General features: G+C 73.7%; 16 protein-coding genes. 10 read left to right on the top strand and 6 right to left on the bottom strand.

Annotated elements, in window-relative coordinates:
• Nucleotides 1-82 precede the first annotated feature (82 nt).
• Nucleotides 83-1153 carry a methyltransferase gene (locus SM611_RS05310; RefSeq protein ID WP_371947679.1) on the bottom strand — a complete coding sequence of 357 codons (1071 nt, stop codon included), beginning with the start codon at nucleotides 1151-1153 and terminating at the stop codon, nucleotides 83-85.
• 97 nt (nucleotides 1154-1250) lie between these two features.
• Nucleotides 1251-1793, bottom strand: a complete 543-nt coding sequence (locus SM611_RS05305; protein WP_371947678.1) for a flavin reductase family protein — start codon at nucleotides 1791-1793, stop codon at nucleotides 1251-1253.
• Between the two features lie 224 nt (nucleotides 1794-2017).
• On the opposite strand from SM611_RS05305, the gene SM611_RS05300 reads away from it, so the two are divergent.
• The 8 genes from SM611_RS05300 to SM611_RS05265 all read left to right on the top strand — a co-directional run bounded on the left by SM611_RS05300 (nucleotide 2018) and on the right by SM611_RS05265 (nucleotide 8732).
• Nucleotides 2018-2359, top strand: a complete 342-nt coding sequence (locus tag SM611_RS05300) for a TcmI family type II polyketide cyclase (protein ID WP_371947677.1) — start codon at nucleotides 2018-2020, stop codon at nucleotides 2357-2359.
• An 88-nt stretch (nucleotides 2360-2447) separates the two neighbouring features.
• On the top strand, nucleotides 2448-2867 hold the full coding sequence (locus SM611_RS05295; RefSeq protein WP_371947676.1) for a cupin domain-containing protein: 420 nt from the start codon (nucleotides 2448-2450) through the stop codon (nucleotides 2865-2867).
• A 3-nt stretch (nucleotides 2868-2870) separates the two neighbouring features.
• Nucleotides 2871-4142, top strand: coding sequence for a beta-ketoacyl-[acyl-carrier-protein] synthase family protein (locus tag SM611_RS05290; RefSeq protein ID WP_371947675.1), 1272 nt, complete (start codon nucleotides 2871-2873; stop codon nucleotides 4140-4142).
• The gene (locus SM611_RS05285; protein WP_371947674.1) at nucleotides 4139-5353 is read left to right on the top strand and encodes a ketosynthase chain-length factor; all 1215 of its coding nucleotides are present in this window, start codon (nucleotides 4139-4141) and stop codon (nucleotides 5351-5353) included. The genes SM611_RS05290 and SM611_RS05285 overlap by 4 nt, the downstream gene beginning before the upstream one ends.
• Before the next feature lie 130 nt (nucleotides 5354-5483).
• Nucleotides 5484-5942, top strand: coding sequence for an anthrone oxygenase family protein (locus SM611_RS05280; protein WP_371947673.1), 459 nt, complete (start codon nucleotides 5484-5486; stop codon nucleotides 5940-5942).
• A 236-nt stretch (nucleotides 5943-6178) separates the two neighbouring features.
• Entirely contained in the window at nucleotides 6179-6823 is a 645-nt protein-coding gene (locus SM611_RS05275) for a PadR family transcriptional regulator (RefSeq protein WP_371947672.1), read from the top strand.
• A 164-nt stretch (nucleotides 6824-6987) separates the two neighbouring features.
• The gene (locus SM611_RS05270; protein ID WP_371947671.1) at nucleotides 6988-7962 is read left to right on the top strand and encodes an ATP-binding cassette domain-containing protein; all 975 of its coding nucleotides are present in this window, start codon (nucleotides 6988-6990) and stop codon (nucleotides 7960-7962) included.
• Nucleotides 7959-8732, top strand: a complete 774-nt coding sequence (locus SM611_RS05265; RefSeq protein ID WP_371947670.1) for an ABC transporter permease — start codon at nucleotides 7959-7961, stop codon at nucleotides 8730-8732. The genes SM611_RS05270 and SM611_RS05265 overlap by 4 nt, the downstream gene beginning before the upstream one ends.
• Nucleotides 8733-8809: 77 nt before the next feature.
• Here SM611_RS05265 and SM611_RS05260 read toward each other — a convergent pair whose 3' ends face one another.
• On the bottom strand, nucleotides 8810-10132 hold the full coding sequence (locus SM611_RS05260; protein WP_371947669.1) for a cation:proton antiporter: 1323 nt from the start codon (nucleotides 10130-10132) through the stop codon (nucleotides 8810-8812).
• 212 nt (nucleotides 10133-10344) lie between these two features.
• Between SM611_RS05260 and SM611_RS05255 the strand changes: the two genes are divergently transcribed.
• Entirely contained in the window at nucleotides 10345-11391 is a 1047-nt protein-coding gene (locus SM611_RS05255) for an alpha/beta hydrolase (RefSeq protein ID WP_371947668.1), read from the top strand.
• A gap of 115 nt (nucleotides 11392-11506) precedes the next feature.
• Complete coding sequence (locus SM611_RS05250; protein WP_371947667.1) at nucleotides 11507-12985, top strand: vanadium-dependent haloperoxidase; 1479 nt, start codon at nucleotides 11507-11509, stop codon at nucleotides 12983-12985.
• On the opposite strand, the gene SM611_RS05245 is transcribed toward SM611_RS05250, so the two are convergent.
• Genes SM611_RS05245 through SM611_RS05235 form a run of 3 tightly spaced genes read right to left on the bottom strand, consistent with a single transcriptional unit; the run spans nucleotide 12952 to nucleotide 16947 of the window.
• The gene (locus SM611_RS05245) at nucleotides 12952-14601 is read right to left on the bottom strand and encodes an amino acid ABC transporter ATP-binding/permease protein (protein WP_371947666.1); all 1650 of its coding nucleotides are present in this window, start codon (nucleotides 14599-14601) and stop codon (nucleotides 12952-12954) included. The genes SM611_RS05250 and SM611_RS05245 overlap by 34 nt on opposite strands.
• Nucleotides 14598-16169 (bottom strand): thiol reductant ABC exporter subunit CydD, encoded by a 1572-nt coding sequence (cydD, locus tag SM611_RS05240; RefSeq protein WP_371947665.1) that lies wholly within the window; start codon nucleotides 16167-16169, stop codon nucleotides 14598-14600. The genes SM611_RS05245 and cydD overlap by 4 nt, the downstream gene beginning before the upstream one ends.
• 10 nt (nucleotides 16170-16179) lie before the next feature.
• Nucleotides 16180-16947, bottom strand: a complete 768-nt coding sequence (locus tag SM611_RS05235) for a cytochrome d ubiquinol oxidase subunit II (protein WP_371947664.1) — start codon at nucleotides 16945-16947, stop codon at nucleotides 16180-16182.
• Nucleotides 16948-16952 lie beyond the last annotated feature (5 nt).

The raw sequence follows: 16952 nt of genomic DNA, 5'->3' as shown, positions 1-16952 counted from the left end.
GCCACCCGCGCCGCAAAGCCGCCGGCGCCGAAAGGACCGGGCCAGCCTCCCACGGAGACGGGCCCGGTCCTTTCGCGCGGTGTCACTCGGGCTTGTGCCCGATGACGACCGTGTGCCCGTCGTAGTCCTGGAGCGGGACGGTCTCGACGTCGCTGAAGCCGGCGTCCCGCATCCACTGCACGCACTCGGCGGCCGAGTAGCCCGAGCCGCCGACGCTCAGCGTCATGGCGAGGCTGAGCAGCAGCGGGTTCAGCCGGCCGCGCTCGTCGTCGAACATCAGGTCGTAGACCATGAAGGCGCCGCCCGGCCGGACCGCCTCGAACGCCTTGCCGATGACCGTGCGGCGCTGCTCGGTGGTCCAGTTGTGCAGCGCGTGCCCGCACAGCAGCGTCCCGCCCTCCGGCAGCGGGTCGGCGAACCAGTCGCCGCCCTGGTAGCGGGCGCGGTCCGCCACGCCGAGCCGCTCCATGTGCTCGTCGAACAGCGGGCGCAGCGGCGGCATGTCGAACACCGTGCCGGTCAGGTGCGGGTGGGCCTGCAGCAGGATGCCGGCGACGTTGCCGCGGGCCCCGCCGAGGTCGACGACGTCGGTCCGGCCGCTCCAGTCGATCCGGCGGGACAGCTCCCAGGCCAGCTCGCTGCTCAGCGCGTCCTGCGCCTCGATGAACATGCGCTGGAGCTGCGGGTCGGCGTAGGTCTGCTCGAAGAACTCCTCGCCCTCGCCCTGCGGCGCGTCCCCCTGCGGCGGGTGCGGGATCTGCGGCGTGCCGGAGCGCATCACCTCGGCGAGCCCCTCCCACGTCGGCCGCATGAACCGGTCGACGAACCCGAGGTAGGTGCCCATGAAGTAGCGCTTGCCGGGGACGAGGTAGTAGTCGGCCTCGGGGCTGTTGCGGTAGGCGCCGCCGTCGCGTTCGAGCAGGCCCATGGCGGCGAGCCCGTCCAGGAACTCGGGCAGCGCGGAGGACTTCAGGCCGAGCCGGCCGGCCAGCTCGGCGGCCGTGGCCGGGCCCTCGGCCAGCGACGCGAACACGCCGAGCTCCGCCGCGGCGACCAGCATCTTGGAGTGCCAGAACGCGGTGCTCAGCTCGTAGATCTTCGCGGGCGGGAACGGTGGCGCGCTCGCGGCGGGGGTGTCGGTCGGTGCGGTCATCGTGCCATCTCCTCATCTGGGGTTCGCCGGTCGTCAGGGCTCTTCGGGCTCTTGCGGGGCTCCTCGGGGCTCCGTCGGGGCGTTGGAGGGCACCCGGCTACTCGCGCCAGGCGGACCACCACTCGACGTCGGTGTCGAGGGACCGGTAGCCGCCGGCGTAGTAGACCAGCGGCTGGTCGAGGTCGCCGGCGTCCGTCTCGACCACGGCGACCCGTCCGATGATCACGTCGTGGTCGCCGGCGGGCCGCCGCTCCGGCTCGACGCATTCCAGCGTGGCGAGGGCGCGCGGCAGCAGCGGGACGCCGGTCCGCCCCTCGCGCGGACGCAGCCCGGCGAACCGGTCGAACCCGGGGTGGGCGAACCGCCGCGACTCGGCGGTCTGCCCGTCCCGCAGGATGTTCACCCCGAACGCCGTCGCGGCGGCGAACACCGGGTACAGGCTGGACCGGCGGCTCGCGCAGAACAGCACCAGCGGCGGGTCGAGCGACACCGAGGTGAAGGAGTTCACCGTCATCCCGACGGGCGTGCCCGCCGGGCTCGTCGCGGTGACGACCGCGACGCCGGTGGCGAACCTGCCCAGCGCCGTGCGCAGCCGGCGCGCGTCTGCGGGATCCGTCGTTCGCGAGTCAGGGGTTCGCATGTGCCTCCCCGTCCCGGGATCGGTGCCGGGCCGTCCGGCTCACGCTCCCGCGCGGTGCTCGAGGACCGCTCGGGACGGTCTCAAGCGCGCCGGCCCCGCCGCCGCCCGGCCGCCGGGCGCTTCCAGTGCTTCTGCAGCCAGGGTCAAGCGGCGGCCCCGACGCTCGTCGTGGTGATATCCGTCAGCCTGCCCGCGAGCCGGGCCGGCCGCAGGGAGGAGCGTCCATGCACCGAACGCTGATCGTGGCCCGGATGGAGCCGGACCAGGCCGGCTCGGTCGCCCGCCTGTTCGGCGAGTCCGACTCGACCGAGCTGCCCCACCTGATCGGGGTGTCGCGCCGCACCCTGTTCCGCTTCCACGACCTGTACTTCCACATGGTCGAGGCGGACGGCGACATCACCCCGAACCTGTACAAGGCCCGCAGCAACCCGCTCTACAGCGAGCTGAGCGATCGGCTCACCGCGCACGTCCGGCCCTACGACCCGAACTGGAAGGAGCCGAAGGACGCGATGGCCGAGCCCTTCTACATCTGGACCGCCGACGACGGCATCCAGCTCACCCCGTGACCTCCCGCCGGTTCCCCCGCTCGTTCAGCCAGGCCCTGCACGTCCAGGACCCGCACGTCCAGGACCCACACGTCTAGGAGTCACCACCGTGTCCACACCGCGAATCCGGAAAGTGACGGCGCAGGACGTCGTCCCCAACCGCCGCCGGGGCGGGGACATCCGCGTCCTGCTCAGCCCCAAGACCGTGAAGTCCACCTCGGGGTTCATGGGCGAGCTCACGCTCGAACCCGGGGAGTTCGTCTCCGAGCACCGGCACCCGTACTCGGAGGAGTTCCTCTACGTCGTCCGCGGCTCCGTGCTGATGCGGGTCGAGGGGGAGGCGGTGCGCCTCGGCCCCGGCGACTCGCTGATGGTGCCGATCAACGACCGGCACCGGCTGGAGAACGACGGCGCCGAGCAGGCGTTCGCGGTCTTCCACCTCAGCCCGCTGGCGCCGCGGCCGGAGCTCGGCCACGTCGACACCGAGCCGCTGCCGAACGCCGGCGAGGCCGCGCCGAAGGTCGGGTGACCCGTGACCTCCGCACGCTCAGCCGCGATCACCGGGATCGGGGTGGTGGCCCCCGGCGGCATCGGCACCAAGGCCTTCTGGGAGATGCTCACCGCGGGCCGGACCGCTACCCGGACCATCTCGCTCTTCGACGCGTCCGGGTTCCGGTCCCGGATCGCCGCCGAATGCGACTTCGATCCGGCCGCCCACGGCCTGTCGCCCCAGGAGATCCGGCGGATGGACCGCGCCGCCCAGCTCGCCTCGGTCGCGGCCGACGAGGCCGTCGCCGACAGCGGGCTGGAGACCGGCGCGCTGCGGCCGGACCGCGTCGCCGTCAGCCTCGGCAGCGCGGTCGGCTGCACGATGGGGCTGGAGGAGGAGTACATCGTCCTCAGCGACGGCGGCCGGCAGTGGCTGGTCGACCACGAGTACGGGGTGCCGCAGCTGTACGGCTACATGGTGCCGAGCACGTTGGCGGTCGAGGTGGCCTGGCGGGTCGGCGCGGAGGGACCGGTCGCGCTGATCTCCACCGGCTGCACCTCCGGGCTGGACGCCGTCGCGCACGGCGCCCAGCTCATCCGGGAGGGCGCCGCGGACGTGGTGATCGCCGGGGCCACCGACGCGCCGATCTCGCCGATCACCTCGGCCTGCTTCGACGCGATCAAGGCGACGTCCCCCAACAACGACGACCCCGCGCACGCCTCGCGGCCGTTCGACCGCGACCGGGACGGATTCGTGCTCGGCGAGGGCTCGGCCGTGTTCGTGCTGGAGGAGGCGTCGGCGGCGCGCCGCCGCGACGCCCACGTCTACGCCGAGGTGGCCGGGGTCGCCGGACGCAGCAACGCCTACCACATGACCGGGCTGAAGCCCGACGGCCGGGAGATGGCCGAGGCGATCACGGTCGCCATGCGGCAGGCGAGGCTGGGGCCGGACGACATCGACTACATCAACGCGCACGGGTCGGGCACCAAGCAGAACGACCGGCACGAGACGGCCGCGTTCAAGCGCAGCCTCGGGCAGCGGGCCTACGAGGTGCCGGTCAGCTCGGTCAAGTCGATGATCGGGCACTCGCTCGGCGCCATCGGCTCGCTCGAGGTGGCGGCGAGCGCGCTGGCGATCGAGCACGACGTGGTGCCGCCGACCGCCAACCTGCACACGCCCGACCCCGAGTGCGACCTGGACTACGTGCCGCTCACGGCGCGCGACCACCGCACCGACGTCGTGCTCAGCGTGGGCAGCGGCTTCGGCGGCTTCCAGACCGCGATGCTCCTCGCCCGTCCGGGGAGAGCCGCGTGAGCGCGGCCGTCGTCACCGGGGTCGGCGCCGTCACGCCGCACGGCATCGGCGTCGAGGCGTACTGGGAGGGGACGATGGCGGGCCGGAGCGCGATCCGTCCCGTCACCCGGTTCGACCCGGCGTCGTACCCGGTCCGGATCGCGGGGGAGGTGCCCGGCTTCTCCGCCGCCGAGCACGTGCCCAGCCGGATCGTCCCGCAGACCGACCACTGGACGCACCTGGGCCTGGCCGCCGCCGCGATGGCGCTGGACGACTCGGGCATCGACCCCGCCGGGATGCCGGAGTACGAGATGGCCGTGGTGACGGCCAGCTCGTCCGGCGGCACCGAGTTCGGCCAGAAAGAGATGGTCAATCTGTGGGGCCGGGGGCCGGAGTTCGTCGGCGCGTACCAGTCCATCGCCTGGTTCTACGCGGCGACGACCGGCCAGATCTCCATCCGGCACGGCATGCGCGGCCCCTGCGGGGTGATCGCGACCGAGCAGGCGGGCGGGCTGGACGCGGTGGCGCAGTCGCGGCGGCTGCTGCGCGACGGCACCCGGATGGTGGTCAGCGGCGGGACGGACGCGTCGCTGTGCCCGTACGGCCTCGTCGCGCAGCTCAGCACCCGGGCGCTGAGCGTCCGTCCCGACCCGGAGCGGGCGTACCTGCCCTTCGACGCCGAGGCGTGCGGGTACGTGCCGGGGGAGGGCGGCGCGCTGCTGATCGTCGAGGACGGCGGGCACGCCCGCGACCGGGGCGCCGGGCGGGTCTACGGCGAGATCGCCGGCTACGGCGCGACGTTCGATCCGCCGCCGGGCTCGGACCGGCCGCCGACGCTGCGGCGGGCGATCGAGAAGGCGCTGGACGACGCCGGGGTCGCGCCGGACGACGTGGACGTCGTGTTCGCCGACGCGATGGGCGTGCCGGAGCAGGACCGGGCGGAGGCCGACGCGCTCACGGCGGTCTTCGGGGCGCGCGGGGTGCCGGTCACCGCGCCGAAGACGCTGACGGGACGGCTGTACGCGGGCGGGGCCGCGCTGGACCTGCTGGCGGCCCTGCTGTCCATCCGCGACTCGGCGATCCCGCCGACGGCGCCGGTGGCGGGCCCGGTGGCGGACGCGCTCGACCTGGTGCTGGACGGCCCCCGCGAGGCACGGGTGCGCACCGCGCTGGTCGTCGCCCGCGGATACGGCGGGTTCAACGCGGCGCTGGTCGTCCGCGCCCCCGGCTAGCCGGGTCGTCCCCACGTTGACTTGCGGCGTGTTGTTGCTATCGGTCTTGCGATAGCAACAACACGCCGCAAGTCAACGCCCCGGTACCGCACTAGCCGGCGCCGCCGGCATGGATGGAAGGAGAGGGAAAGTGAGCCAGATCCTCGTCGTCGTCGCCCTGCTGGGCAACGCCGTCGCCGTGGGGGTGTTCTGCGCGACCGTGCTGGGCGGGGTCCCGCTGCTGATGGCGCTGCCCGGCGACCAGTACGTGCACGCGCACGGGTTCCTGGCCACCCGCTACGACCCGTTCATGCCGGTGACGATCCTGCTGACGGCGCTGGCGGACCTGACGCTCGCGGTGGCGGCGCCGGGCTGGGCGGGGCCGCTGGCGGGCGGGGTCGCGGGGCTGCTGATGATCTCGGTGATCACGGTGTCGCTGACCAAGAACGTCCCGATCAACCACTGGGTCACGGCGCAGGACCCGGCGTCGCTGCCGCCCGACTGGACCGAGCGGCGCGGCCGGTGGCGGCGGTGGAACGCGGTCCGGACGGGCCTCGCGGCGGCGGCCCTGGCGGCCAACCTGGCGGCGGCCGTGGCGATCGTCATGTGACGGGCCGTGTGACGGGCGCGGGGAGAGGGGGCGTGTGAGGGGGGTGTGACGGGTCGCGTGACACGTTTCGCGCGAACCTCCGCGCGCGGCGACGGCGGATGGCGGGCGATATCGCCTGCCATCCGCCGTTTTGTGTTGTCTGGGGTCACTCCTGCGCCATGTCCCGCTGAAAGGCGTGGTCGCCGAATCTCCGGGACGGTATACTCGGCTTAGAGTATCCGTCACCGGAGAGTCTCATGGTCAAACGCAAGGTCTCGAATCCGCTCGCGTTGGCGGTGCTCGCCGTCCTGTCCGAGAGCTCCATGCACCCGTACGAGATGGCGCAGAAGCTCAAGGGACGCGGCAAGGAACAGAGCATCCGGATCAACTACGGGTCGCTGTACACCGTCGTCGACGCCCTCGTCCGGGCGTCCTTCATCGAGCCGGTGGAGACGTTCCGGGAGGGCAGGCGCCCCGAACGCACCGTCTACGCGCTCACGCCCGCGGGCGAGGTCGAGCTGAGGGAATGGCTCAGCGAGATCCTGCGGACCTCGACCAAGGAGTACCCCGAGTTCGAGGCGGGCCTGTCGCTGATGCCGGTGCTGCCGCCCGAGACGGTGGCCCCGCTGCTGCGGCAGCGGATCGAGTCGCTGGACATCAGGCTGGCCGAGGTGCGCGCGTTCATGGACCAGATGCGCTCGAACGGCCTGCGCCGCCTGTTCCTGATCGAGGCCGAGTACGAGGAGATGATGCTGCGCGCCGAACTGGCATGGGTCAAGTGCCTGGCCGAGGAACTGGAGGAGGGAACCCTGGAGGACCTGGAGATCTGGTACCGCTGGCACCAGGGCGACGAGTCCAGCCGGAGTTTCGCGATCCGGGGGAAAGAGCGCCACGTGAGCTGACCCGCCGAAACGAGAACCCCGGCGGGTGTTGCAGCACCCACCGGGGCCCACGACCTCGATCGACGCCAACGGGTGGCGGCCGGTTACTCGAGGATCCCCTACCAGGTTAACCGGATCTCTCCCCGCGGGCACGATCGCCGACCCCACCATGCGGGAGATCCGTCATGTCAGGAGACACCCTGGCCATCGAGGTCAGCGACCTCACCAAGACCTATCCGAACGGCGTGCGCGCCGTGAACGGAGTCACCTTCTCGGTCCCGTCCGGGACCGTCTTCGGCCTGCTCGGCCCCAACGGGGCGGGCAAGTCCACCACCATCAAGGTCCTCACCACCCTCACCCGGCCGGATTCGGGCACCGCGCGGGTGGCGGGCTTCGACGTCCTGTCCGACGCGGCGCAGGTGCGCCGGCACATCGGCTGCGTCGCGCAGAACTCCGGTGTCGACCCGGCCGCGACCGGCCGGGAGAACCTGGTGCTGCAGGGCCAGCTCTACGGCCTGGGAGGCGGCGCCCTCCGCGCGCGCGTCGACGGCCTTCTGGAACGTTTCGGCCTCACCGAGGTCGCCGGACGCCTGGTCAAGACCTACTCCGGCGGCATGCGCCGCAAGCTGGACGTCGCCATGGGGCTGGTGCAGGAGCCGCGCGTCCTCTTCCTCGACGAGCCCACGACCGGCCTCGACCCCGAGGCACGCGCCGAGCTGTGGAAGGAGATCACCGGGATGGCGGCCTCCGGCATCACCGTCGTCCTCACCACGCACTACCTGGAGGAGGCGGACGAACTGGCCGACACGCTCGCCATCCTGGACGAGGGCAAGGTCGTCGCGTACGGCACCCCGGAGAGCCTCAAGAAGGCCCTGCACGGCGACTCCGTCCAGATCCTGCTGAACGAGCCGCCGGAGGAGGCGGCGGTCAGGACGGCCCTGTCCAACGTGGTGGGCGCGCACGACGTCGTCGTCCACGGCCGCGAGGTCGGCGCCCGCGTCGACGCCGGGGCGGACAGCGCGCCCGCCCTGCTGTCGGCGCTGGAGGGGGCCGGCCTGCGGGTCGCCTCGGTCACGCTCTCGGCGCCCACCCTCGACGAGGTGTACCTCCGGCACGCCGGCCGCACCTTCCGCAGCGTCCAGGAAGGACACATCCGATGACCGCCGCGGTGCTCCAGTCGTACCACATGACCGTGCGCGACCTGCGGGCCTTCATCCGCCAGCCGTTCTACCTGGTCGCCACGCTCGTCCAGCCGGTGATCTGGCTGCTGCTCTTCGGCAAGCTCTTCGCCCCCCTCATGGAGGACACCCACACCACCGACTCCTACATCGGCTTCCTCACCCCCGGCATCATCGCGATGACCGCCCTGTTCGCCAGCGGATGGAGCGGGATGGTCTTCGTCGTGGAGATGGAGCAGGGCACGCTCAACCGGTTCCTCGTCACCCCCGTCCGGCGCGGCGCGCTCATCACCGGGCGGCTGATCCACCAGGCGCTGTCGGTCGTCCTGCAGGGCCTGATCATCCTGGCCATCGCGCTCGCCACCGGGGCGCGCTTCCCCGGCGGAGTGCCGATCATGGTGGTGTTCCTGGTCTGCGTGGCGCTGATCGCGGTCGCGTTCGCCTCGCTGTCCAACGCCCTCGGCCTGGTGACCCGCAGCCAGGAGTCGGTGATCTCGATCGCGCAGTTCCTGGTGCTCCCGCTGGCGTTCCTGTCCTCGACGTTCGTCCCGCGCCGGGTCATGCCGGACTGGATGAGCACGATCGCCGGCGGCAACCCGGTGAACTGGCTCGTCGAGATCGGCCGGCAGACCCTCGACGACAGCGTCGACTGGTCCTTCGTGGCGACCCACGGCGCGGGGCTGCTGGCCGTCGCGCTGGGCTGCGCCTGGCTGTCGACCCTGGCGTTCCGCGTCTACCAGAAGCAGGCCTGACCCCCGCCCACCGGACCCCGGGTCCCGGGCCGCCGCCTCCCCCCTTGCAGCGGCCCGGGATCCGGCCGGGCGCCCGGTCAGACCGCGGCCGGGGCCTTCTCCCGCTCCGGGACGGCCGCGCGCTGCTCCTCCTCCAGCCGCCTGGGCAGGGCCATCGAGTACAGCGGCAGCGCCGCCGCCGTCGTCAGGACGGCCACCAGCACCAGCATGCTGAACACCTCCTGGGTGATGATCCCCTGCGCGAGCCCGATGTTGATGAAGATCAGGATCATCAGGCCGCGGGCGTTCATCAGCCCGCCCACGGCGTACGACTCGCGCGTGCTGAACCCCAGCGTGCGCATCGCGAGCGCGCAGCCGAAGTACTTGCCGACGAAGGCCGCGGTCAGGATCGCCAGGAAGGACAGCAGCATCGTGCCGCCGCCCAGCCCGCCGAGCTGCGTGTTGAGCCCGGAGAAGGTGAAGAAGACGGGGAGCAGCAGGACCGACACCACATTCATCATGCGCGCGTGCAGGAGCTTGCGGAACGCGGCGTCGCGCGGCATCGTCAGCCCGGCGATGAAGCCGCCGAACACCGAGTAGATGCCGATCCAGTCGGTGAGCCAGCCGGCGACGAGCGGCACCAGCAGCAGGATGTAGGTGTGCCCGAGGGTCATGTCCCCCTTGCGGGAGATGGCCCGGCCCAGCGGGCGCAGCAGCGGCCGGACCACACCGAGCGCCACGGCCGAGAAGACGAGCGCCAGCGCGATCGTGCGCATCGCCGAAGCGGTGCCGTCCCCGGCGTGCACCGCGCACAGCACCGCCAGCAGGCACCACGCCGCCGCGTCGTCGATCGAGGCCCCGAGCAGCGACAGCCGTCCGAGCCGCGAGTTCTCCAGGCCGCGCTCGTAGAGGATGCGGGCGAGCATCGGGAAGGCGGTCAGCGACAGCGCGCCGCCGACGAACACGGCGAACAGCCACCGGCCGACGTCGTCGCGCGACAGCTGCGACCACAGCGCGAACCCGACCGCGCCGCCGAGGAGCAGCGCGGGGACGATACCGGAGATCGCCAGGACGATCGGCCGGTGCAGGCCGCCGCGCTCCCCGCCGGAGCCGTGGTCGAGGCCCGCCCCCACCAGGAACATGTACAGGGTGAGCCCGAGCGTGCTGATCACGTACAGGATCGGTGTCACGTTGTCCGGGAACACGGCCGCCTGGACGTCCGGGAACAGCCATCCGAACAGCGTCGGGCCGAGGATCACCCCGGCCACCATCTCGCCGAGCACCCGGGGCTGCCACACCCAGCGCGCCAGCCATCCGCAGAGGCCCGACGTGACGAGGATGACGATCAGTGCCGGGAGGACGTCGAGGACTAATTCGAGATTCTTGTCGGTGGTGGCGCTCGCGAGAATGTGCGCTTCCATGTCTCCCTCCACCGCGACCCTCCGGGCCGCTTCGCGGGTGATTTCCCGCCGATCCTGTAAAGGGGCGCTGGTGACGGGCTCGCGGCGAATTGGAAACCCGCTGGTGCCCGGCGGAGCGCGGCTCCCGGAGCAGCCGCTTTATCCACGCTTGATCTTGCGGTAGCGCGGCCGTCCTAACGTGGAAATCCGCCTCCGCGCTGTGGAAAAAAGTGATGAATGAACGACCCCTCGCCAGGCTCTGCTCCCTCGTCTCGCTCCTGCTCACCGCCGCACTGCTCGCCGCCCCAGGTGCGGACGCGGCGCCCGTGCCCGCTCCGGCGGGGACCGGCGTGGCCGCTGCCGCCGCCGCGGCCCTGCCGCCCGGCATGCGGCTCGCGGGCGGCGCCCGCCTCCGCGAGGTCCGCCGCGCCGGGCAGCGCACCCTCGACGTCACCATCGACTCCGCCGCGCTCGGCGGCGAAGGCCGCGCCCGCATCCTGCTCCCGCGCGGCCACGCCGGCCCGCGCGGACGCCCCTGGCCCGTCCTCTACCTGCTGCACGGCTGCTGCGACGACGCGGGCGGCTGGCGGCAGTGGACGGCCCACTCCGACATCGAGCGGCTGACCGCCCGCTACGGCGTCCTCGTGGTCATCCCGGACGGCGGCACCCACGGCTTCTACAGCGACTGGTGGAACGGCGGGCTGCACGGCCCACCCGCCTGGGAGACCTTCCACCTCACCGAGCTGATGGGCCTGGTGCGGGACGGGCTGGGCGGCGGGCCGCTGCGCGCCGTCGCCGGCGTCTCCATGGGAGGGTTCGGCGCGCTGTCGTACGCGGCCCGCAATCCCGGGATGTTCCGCGCCGCCGCCTCCTACAGCGGGCTGACCGACTCGGTGTCCGGCGCCGCGAACGTCCTGGCCGTGCTGGCCGGCTACGGCGCCGACCCGTCCGCCCTCTGGGGCGAGCCGGTCCGGCAGTCCGGTCTGTGGAGCGAGCACAACCCCTACGACCAGGTGAAGGCGCTGCGCGGCGTGCGCCTGTTCGTCTCGTCCGGCGACGGGAGGCCCGGTCCGCTCGACCCGCCGCGACGTCCTTTCGACCCCCTCGAAGGCTGGGTGGGGCCGATGAGCGCGCGCTTCGTGGAGCACGCCCGCGCCGCGGGCGTCCGGGTGACCGCCGACCTCTACGGCGCGGGCACCCACGGCTGGGCCTACTGGAACCGCGAGCTCACCCGCAGCCTGCCGCTGCTGATGGCCGCGGTCGGCGCCCGGCCCGCGTGACGGCCCCGCCGGTCGCCCGCTTGATCGCCCGCTAGAGCGCGCCGCCGGCGCGCCGAGAGGAAGGCGGAAGGAAATGACCGAACCGAGCAGAGCCCGGCGAACCCGGGGGCTCCGCGTGAGCGCGCTGTGCGCCGCCGTGCTGACCGCCGGGGCGGTGAGCGTCGCGCCCGCGGTGGGCGACCGCTCGTCCGCGCGCGCCGCGGACTTCGACTTCGACAAGGGGAACGCGATCACCGACGTGCTGTGGAGCCGCGTCGGGCACGTCATCAGGACCGAGGTGTCCGCCAAGGGCAACGACGCCACGCTGGTCTTCCGGATCGCCGCCATGGCCGCGGTCGCCCAGTTCGACGCCATCGCGCCGTACCGGGACCGGGCCGTCGGCCTCTACTCCGACCTGGGCCGCCGCCCGGCCTCCGAGGGCGCCACCAACCGGAACAAGAACATCGCCATCCTGTACGCCTCCTACCGGGTCTACCAGAGCCTCGTCCCGACCGCGTCGCAGCAGTGGCGCGAGGTGCTGACCGGCGTCGGACTCGACCCGGACGACGACAGCGAGGACATCACGACACCCGTCGGCATCGGCAACAAGGCGGGCAACGCCGTGGTGCGCGGCCGGCTGCACGACGGCATGAACCAGCTCGGCGACGAGGGCGGACGCGAGTACAACCGGCAGCCCTACGCCGACTACCTCGGGTTCCGGCCCGTCAACAGCGCCTACAAGCTGACCGACCCCTCCCACTGGCAGCCCGCCGTGGTGACCAAGAACAACGGCATCTTCCAGGTGCAGCAGTTCATCACGCCGCAGCTGAGCGTCACCAAGCCGTTCAGCTACGACAGCCCGAAGCGGTTCCTGCCCCCGCCGCCCGTCAAGAGCGACTACCAGCACAACGAGAAGGGGTACAAGGAGCAGGCCGACGTGATTCTGGCGGAGTCGGCCGGGCTGGACGACCGGAAGAAGATGATCGCCGAGTTCTTCGACGACAAGTTCCGCGGCATCGGGTACTCCATCGGCACCGTCGCGCTGAACAAGCACGCGACGCTGGACCAGTTCGTCGAGCACACGGCCGCCACCGACGTCGCCGGGTTCGACGCGCTCATCACGTCCTGGTACGCCAAGTACAAGTACAACGCGGTGCGCCCGTTCAGCGCGATCCGCTTCCTGTACCGCGGCAAGAGGGTCACCGCGTGGGGCGGCCCCGGCAAGGGCACCGTCGACGACATCCGGGGCGAGGAGTGGCAGAGCTACCTCGACATCCCCGACCACACCGAGTACCCGTCGGGCTCGACGTCGGTGTGCGCGTCCGCCGCGCAGGCGGGACGGCGCGTCTTCGGCACCGACGACATCACGCTCTCCTTCCGCTTCGCCAAGGGCTCCTCGCTCACCGAGCCCGGCGTCACCCCCGCCGCCGACACGGTGCTGACCTGGAACACCTGGACCGAATGGGTGAAGCAGTGCGCGTGGAGCCGCGTGCTCGGCGGCGTCCACTTCCCGGCGGCCGTGCAGGCGTCCCAGGAGTTCGGGCCCAAGATCGGCGACCGGGCCTACGAGCTGATCCACGCTCACGCCGAGGGGAAGGCCCGCCCGATCGGCTGACGGTCGCCCGCGTCGTGCAGCTCGATCCGGCCGCGCGCCATGATGACGATGTCGTCGAAGAGGCCGAGCGCGTCCTCCCGGTGGGTGACCACGACCGTCGTCCGTCCGTGCCGTGCTCGCAGCACGCCGGCGAGCACGGCATGGCCCGTCTCGGCGTCCAGCGCCTCGGTCGGCTCGTCGAGCAGCAGCACCTCCGGGTCGGCGAGCAGGGCGCGGGCCAGCAGCAGGCGCTGGCGCTGCCCGCCGGACATGCCCTGCCCGCCGGACACGCCCTGCCCGCCGGACATGCCCTGCCCGCCGGACACGCCCTGCCCGCCCGCGCCCACCTGCGTCGACAGGCCCTGGGGGAGCTCGTCCAGCCAGCCGGTCAGCCGTACCCGGTCCAGGACGGCGCGCAACTCCGCGTCCCCCGCGTCCGGCTTCGCCATCAGCAGGTTGGCCCGCACCGTGGCCTCGAACAGGTGCGCGTCCTGGTACAGGCCGCGCGCCGGGCGCAGCAGCGCCAGGCCCTCGGCCGGCTGGACGAGCCCGGCGAGCACCGCCAGCAGCGTCGACTTGCCGGCGCCGCTCTCCCCGAGCACGGCCACCGAGCGTCCCGGGGACAGGTCGAGGTCGACCCCGTCCAGCGCCGGGACGTCCCCGAGGCGCACCCGGACGCCGCGCAGCGCGACGCGTCCCGGCGCGGCCGGGGGGTGTGGCCGCTCGTCGGGCGGGAGCGCGGCGTCCGTCCGGATCAGCCGCCGCACCCGCGCGGCCGCCGGACGCAGCTCGACGTAGAGCTGCGCGGCGGGGATCAGCGGCTGGACGGCGTCCAGCGCGACGAGCGCGGTCAGCACGAGCACCGCGGCGGTCACCGGGCCCGTCCCGGCCGCCGCCCAGGCGACGCCGAGCGCGGTCAGCCCCTGGACGGCCGTGCCGGCCGCCACTGCCGCGGCGGACACCGCGCCGCTGACGCGCTCCACCCGGGCCAGCCGCCGCGCCTCGCGCTCCGCGGCGGCCGTCGCGAAGTCCAGCGCGCCGAACGCCACCAGGTCGGCGCGTCCCTCGGTGAGGTCCATGGCCCGTGCGGCCAGGTCGGCGCGCGCGCCCGCCAGGCGCTCGCCCAGCCTGCGCGCCGCGGCGGCGGCCCCGGCCGGCACGGCCAGGCCCGCCGTCAGCGCGCCGGCCGCCACGACCGCGCCGGACGCGGGATGCAGCGCCCAGCAGAACGCGACCGCCGCGACGCCGGCGACCCCGGCCACGAACGCGGGCAGCGCGCAGCGGAGCCGCAGGTCCTGGCCGGCGTCCAGGTCGGCGACCATGTGCGTGAGCGCGTCGGCGTCGCGGCGTCCGGCGCCGACGGACCCCGCCGGGAGGGGCCCGTGCGCCAGCGCGCGGTACAGCCGGACCCGCTGCCCGGCCGCGCGGCCGAGCGCGGCGTCGTGCCCGGCCAGCCGCTCCAGGTAGCCGAACACGCCCCGCGCGGACGCGAACGCCCGCACCGCCACGATCGCCAGGCCGAGTGCCGACAGGTCCGGCCGCTCGGCGGCGCGGGCGATCAGCCACGCCGCGGAGGCGGTCAGGCCCAGCGCGCAGAGCCGCGCCGCGACTCCCGCCAGGACGGCCCACAGGGTCACCGGCGCACCTCCTCGACGATGCGTCCCTCGCTCAGCCGGACCACCCGGTCCGCGCCGCCCAGCAGGGCGGGACGGTGCGCGACCAGCACCGCCGTCCGGTCCCGCAGCAGCCGCCGCGCCGCCTGGACGACGGCCCGCTCGCTGTCCGGGTCGAGCCGCGCGGTCGGCTCGTCCAGCAGCAGGACGGGGGCGTCGCGCAGGTAGGCGCGGGCCAGCGCGATCCGCTGCCGCTGCCCGGCCGAGAGCCCGGCCCCGCGCTCGCCGAGCACCGTGGCGTCGCCGTCCGGCAGCGCGTCCACGAACTCCCGCGCCTGCGCGTCGGACAGCGCGTGCCGCACCGCCGCGTCCGACGCGGCGGGCATGCCCAGCCGGACGTTCCCGGCCACCGAGTCGGCGAACAGGTGCGGGGTCTGCGGCACCCAGCCGACCTGCCGCCGCCACGCGGCGACGTCCAGGTCGCGCAGGTCGGTCCCGCCGACCAGGACGCGGCCCTCGTCGGGCTCGGTCAGCCCGAGCAGCACCGCCAGCAGCGTCGACTTGCCCGCGCCGCTCGGCCCGGTCAGCGCCACCACCTCGCCCCGCCGGATCACCAGCGACACCCGGTCGAGCGCGGCCCGGTCGCCGTAGCGGACGCTGACGTCCTCCAGCCGGATGTCGCCACGGGTCGGCGCGGCCCGGCCGGCGGGCTCGGGATCGGCCGCACCGAGCACGCGGCCGGTCTCCTCGGCGACCGCCAGGCCCTCCGCGGCGGCGTGGAAGCGGCTGCCGAGCGCGCGCAGCGGCAGGAAGACCTCGGGGGTGAGCAGCAGGACCAGCAGCGCCGTCCGGTAGCCGATGCCGCCGTCCAGCAGCCGCAGCCCGACCGGGACGGCGACGAGCGCGACCGACAGCGTCGCCACCAGGTCCAGCACGAGCGCCGACAGGAACGCGGTGCGCAGGACGCGGCGGGTGGCGCGCCGGTGCGCGTCCGCCATCCGCCGCACCTCGCCCTCCTGGTGGCCGGTCCGGCCGAACGCGCGCAGCGTCGGCAGACCCGCGACCACGTCGCGGAAGTGGCCGCCGAGGCGGCTCAGCCGCTGCCACTGCACGCGGGTGGCGTCCCGCGTGTGCCGGCCGACGAGGACGCCGAAGACCGGGACGAGCGGCAGCGTGACCAGCACCGTCAGCCCGGACGCCGGGTCGGCGGCCAGCAGCCGCGCCAGCACCAGCGGCGGCACGACGGCGGCCAGGGCGAGCTGCGGCAGGTAGCCGGTCAGGTACGGGTCGAGCGCGTCCAGGCCCCGGACGATCAGCGTGGTGCCGCCGCGCGCGTGCAGCAGGGCGGCGCGCAGGTCGGCCTTGACCCGCGCGGCGGCCCGGTGGACGGCGCCCGCCGTCGCCCAGGACACCAGGGCGCGCAGCGCGACGACCGCGGCGAGCCAGGGCAGCGGGCCCGCGTCCGGCGGCGCGAGCGCCCGCACCAGCAGTTCCGCCTGGGCGACCACCAGGGCCCCCTGAACGACCGCCGGCGGCGCGAGGGTGCGGAGCAGCCGCCGGCGGTCGAGTCCAGGGAGGTCGGGGGCGGTCACGGCCGGGCCCTCACAGGTAGCTCGGCGCGGTGACCCGGTGGCGGAAGATCCACCACGTCCAGATCTGGGCCGCGACCAGGACGGGCAGGAGCACGGCGGTGGACCCGGCCACGAACTCCGCCGACTCGGTGACCGTGTCGCGCAGCGGGAGCCGCGCGCCCAGCGCCAGCGGGATCACCACCATGCCGACCGTGGTGAGGGCGAAGGTGACCTGCTCCCCGGACGGGCCGGTGACCGTCCGGGCCCGCGAGTGCGGTGCGCCGCGCAGCCGGAGCGAGGCGAACGCCAGGCCGTGCAGCGCGAACAGCGCCCACGACGCCGCCACGCCGATCAGCGGGAACGGCGAGGTCTCCGGGTCGAGCCGGTACAGCAGCACCGAGCCGACGATCCAGCCCCAGGCGCCGGTGACCGTCCAGCTCCCGGCCGTGATGGCGCCGTCCCAGAAGAGCCGCCAGCGCGGCGCGTCCAGCCGGCCGCGCAGCCACAGGCCCACGTCCCGGACGACCCATCCGGCCAGCAGCGCGGCGATGGTGCCGGACAGCGCGCCGAAGAGCTCGCCCTCCAGTTCGTGGAACAGGCCGACGAGCAGCCCGGCGGTGAGGACGAGCCAGATCTCGTTGGCGAGGAAGAACGGGGCGAACGCGGCGATCACCAGGCGGCGCTCGGCGGGGTCGCGGCCGAGGAAGAACAGCATCATGCCGGTGCCGAGGTCGGTGCCCGCCAGCACGAAGTAGCCGACGGCTGCGAAGGCCAGGAGGCCGATGGCGAGGACGTCCATGAGAG

It is taken from the genome of Actinomadura monticuli (assembly GCF_041463655.1).
Lineage (GTDB): Bacteria > Actinomycetota > Actinomycetes > Streptosporangiales > Streptosporangiaceae > Spirillospora > Spirillospora monticuli.
The sequence above is the reverse complement of the archived record's forward strand: the minus strand, read 5'-3'. Positions and strand labels throughout refer to the sequence as shown.

Coding starts and splice junctions, on each gene's coding strand:
- SM611_RS05310 (WP_371947679.1), bottom strand. CDS start 1,153: ATGACCGCACCGACCGACACCCCCGCCGCGAGCGCGCCACCGTTCCCG.
- SM611_RS05305 (WP_371947678.1), bottom strand. CDS start 1,793: ATGCGAACCCCTGACTCGCGAACGACGGATCCCGCAGACGCGCGCCGG.
- SM611_RS05300 (WP_371947677.1), top strand. CDS start 2,018: ATGCACCGAACGCTGATCGTGGCCCGGATGGAGCCGGACCAGGCCGGC.
- SM611_RS05275 (WP_371947672.1), top strand. CDS start 6,179: ATGGTCAAACGCAAGGTCTCGAATCCGCTCGCGTTGGCGGTGCTCGCC.
- SM611_RS05270 (WP_371947671.1), top strand. CDS start 6,988: ATGTCAGGAGACACCCTGGCCATCGAGGTCAGCGACCTCACCAAGACC.
- SM611_RS05265 (WP_371947670.1), top strand. CDS start 7,959: ATGACCGCCGCGGTGCTCCAGTCGTACCACATGACCGTGCGCGACCTG.
- SM611_RS05260 (WP_371947669.1), bottom strand. CDS start 10,132: ATGGAAGCGCACATTCTCGCGAGCGCCACCACCGACAAGAATCTCGAA.
- SM611_RS05255 (WP_371947668.1), top strand. CDS start 10,345: ATGAATGAACGACCCCTCGCCAGGCTCTGCTCCCTCGTCTCGCTCCTG.
- SM611_RS05235 (WP_371947664.1), bottom strand. CDS start 16,947: ATGGACGTCCTCGCCATCGGCCTCCTGGCCTTCGCAGCCGTCGGCTAC.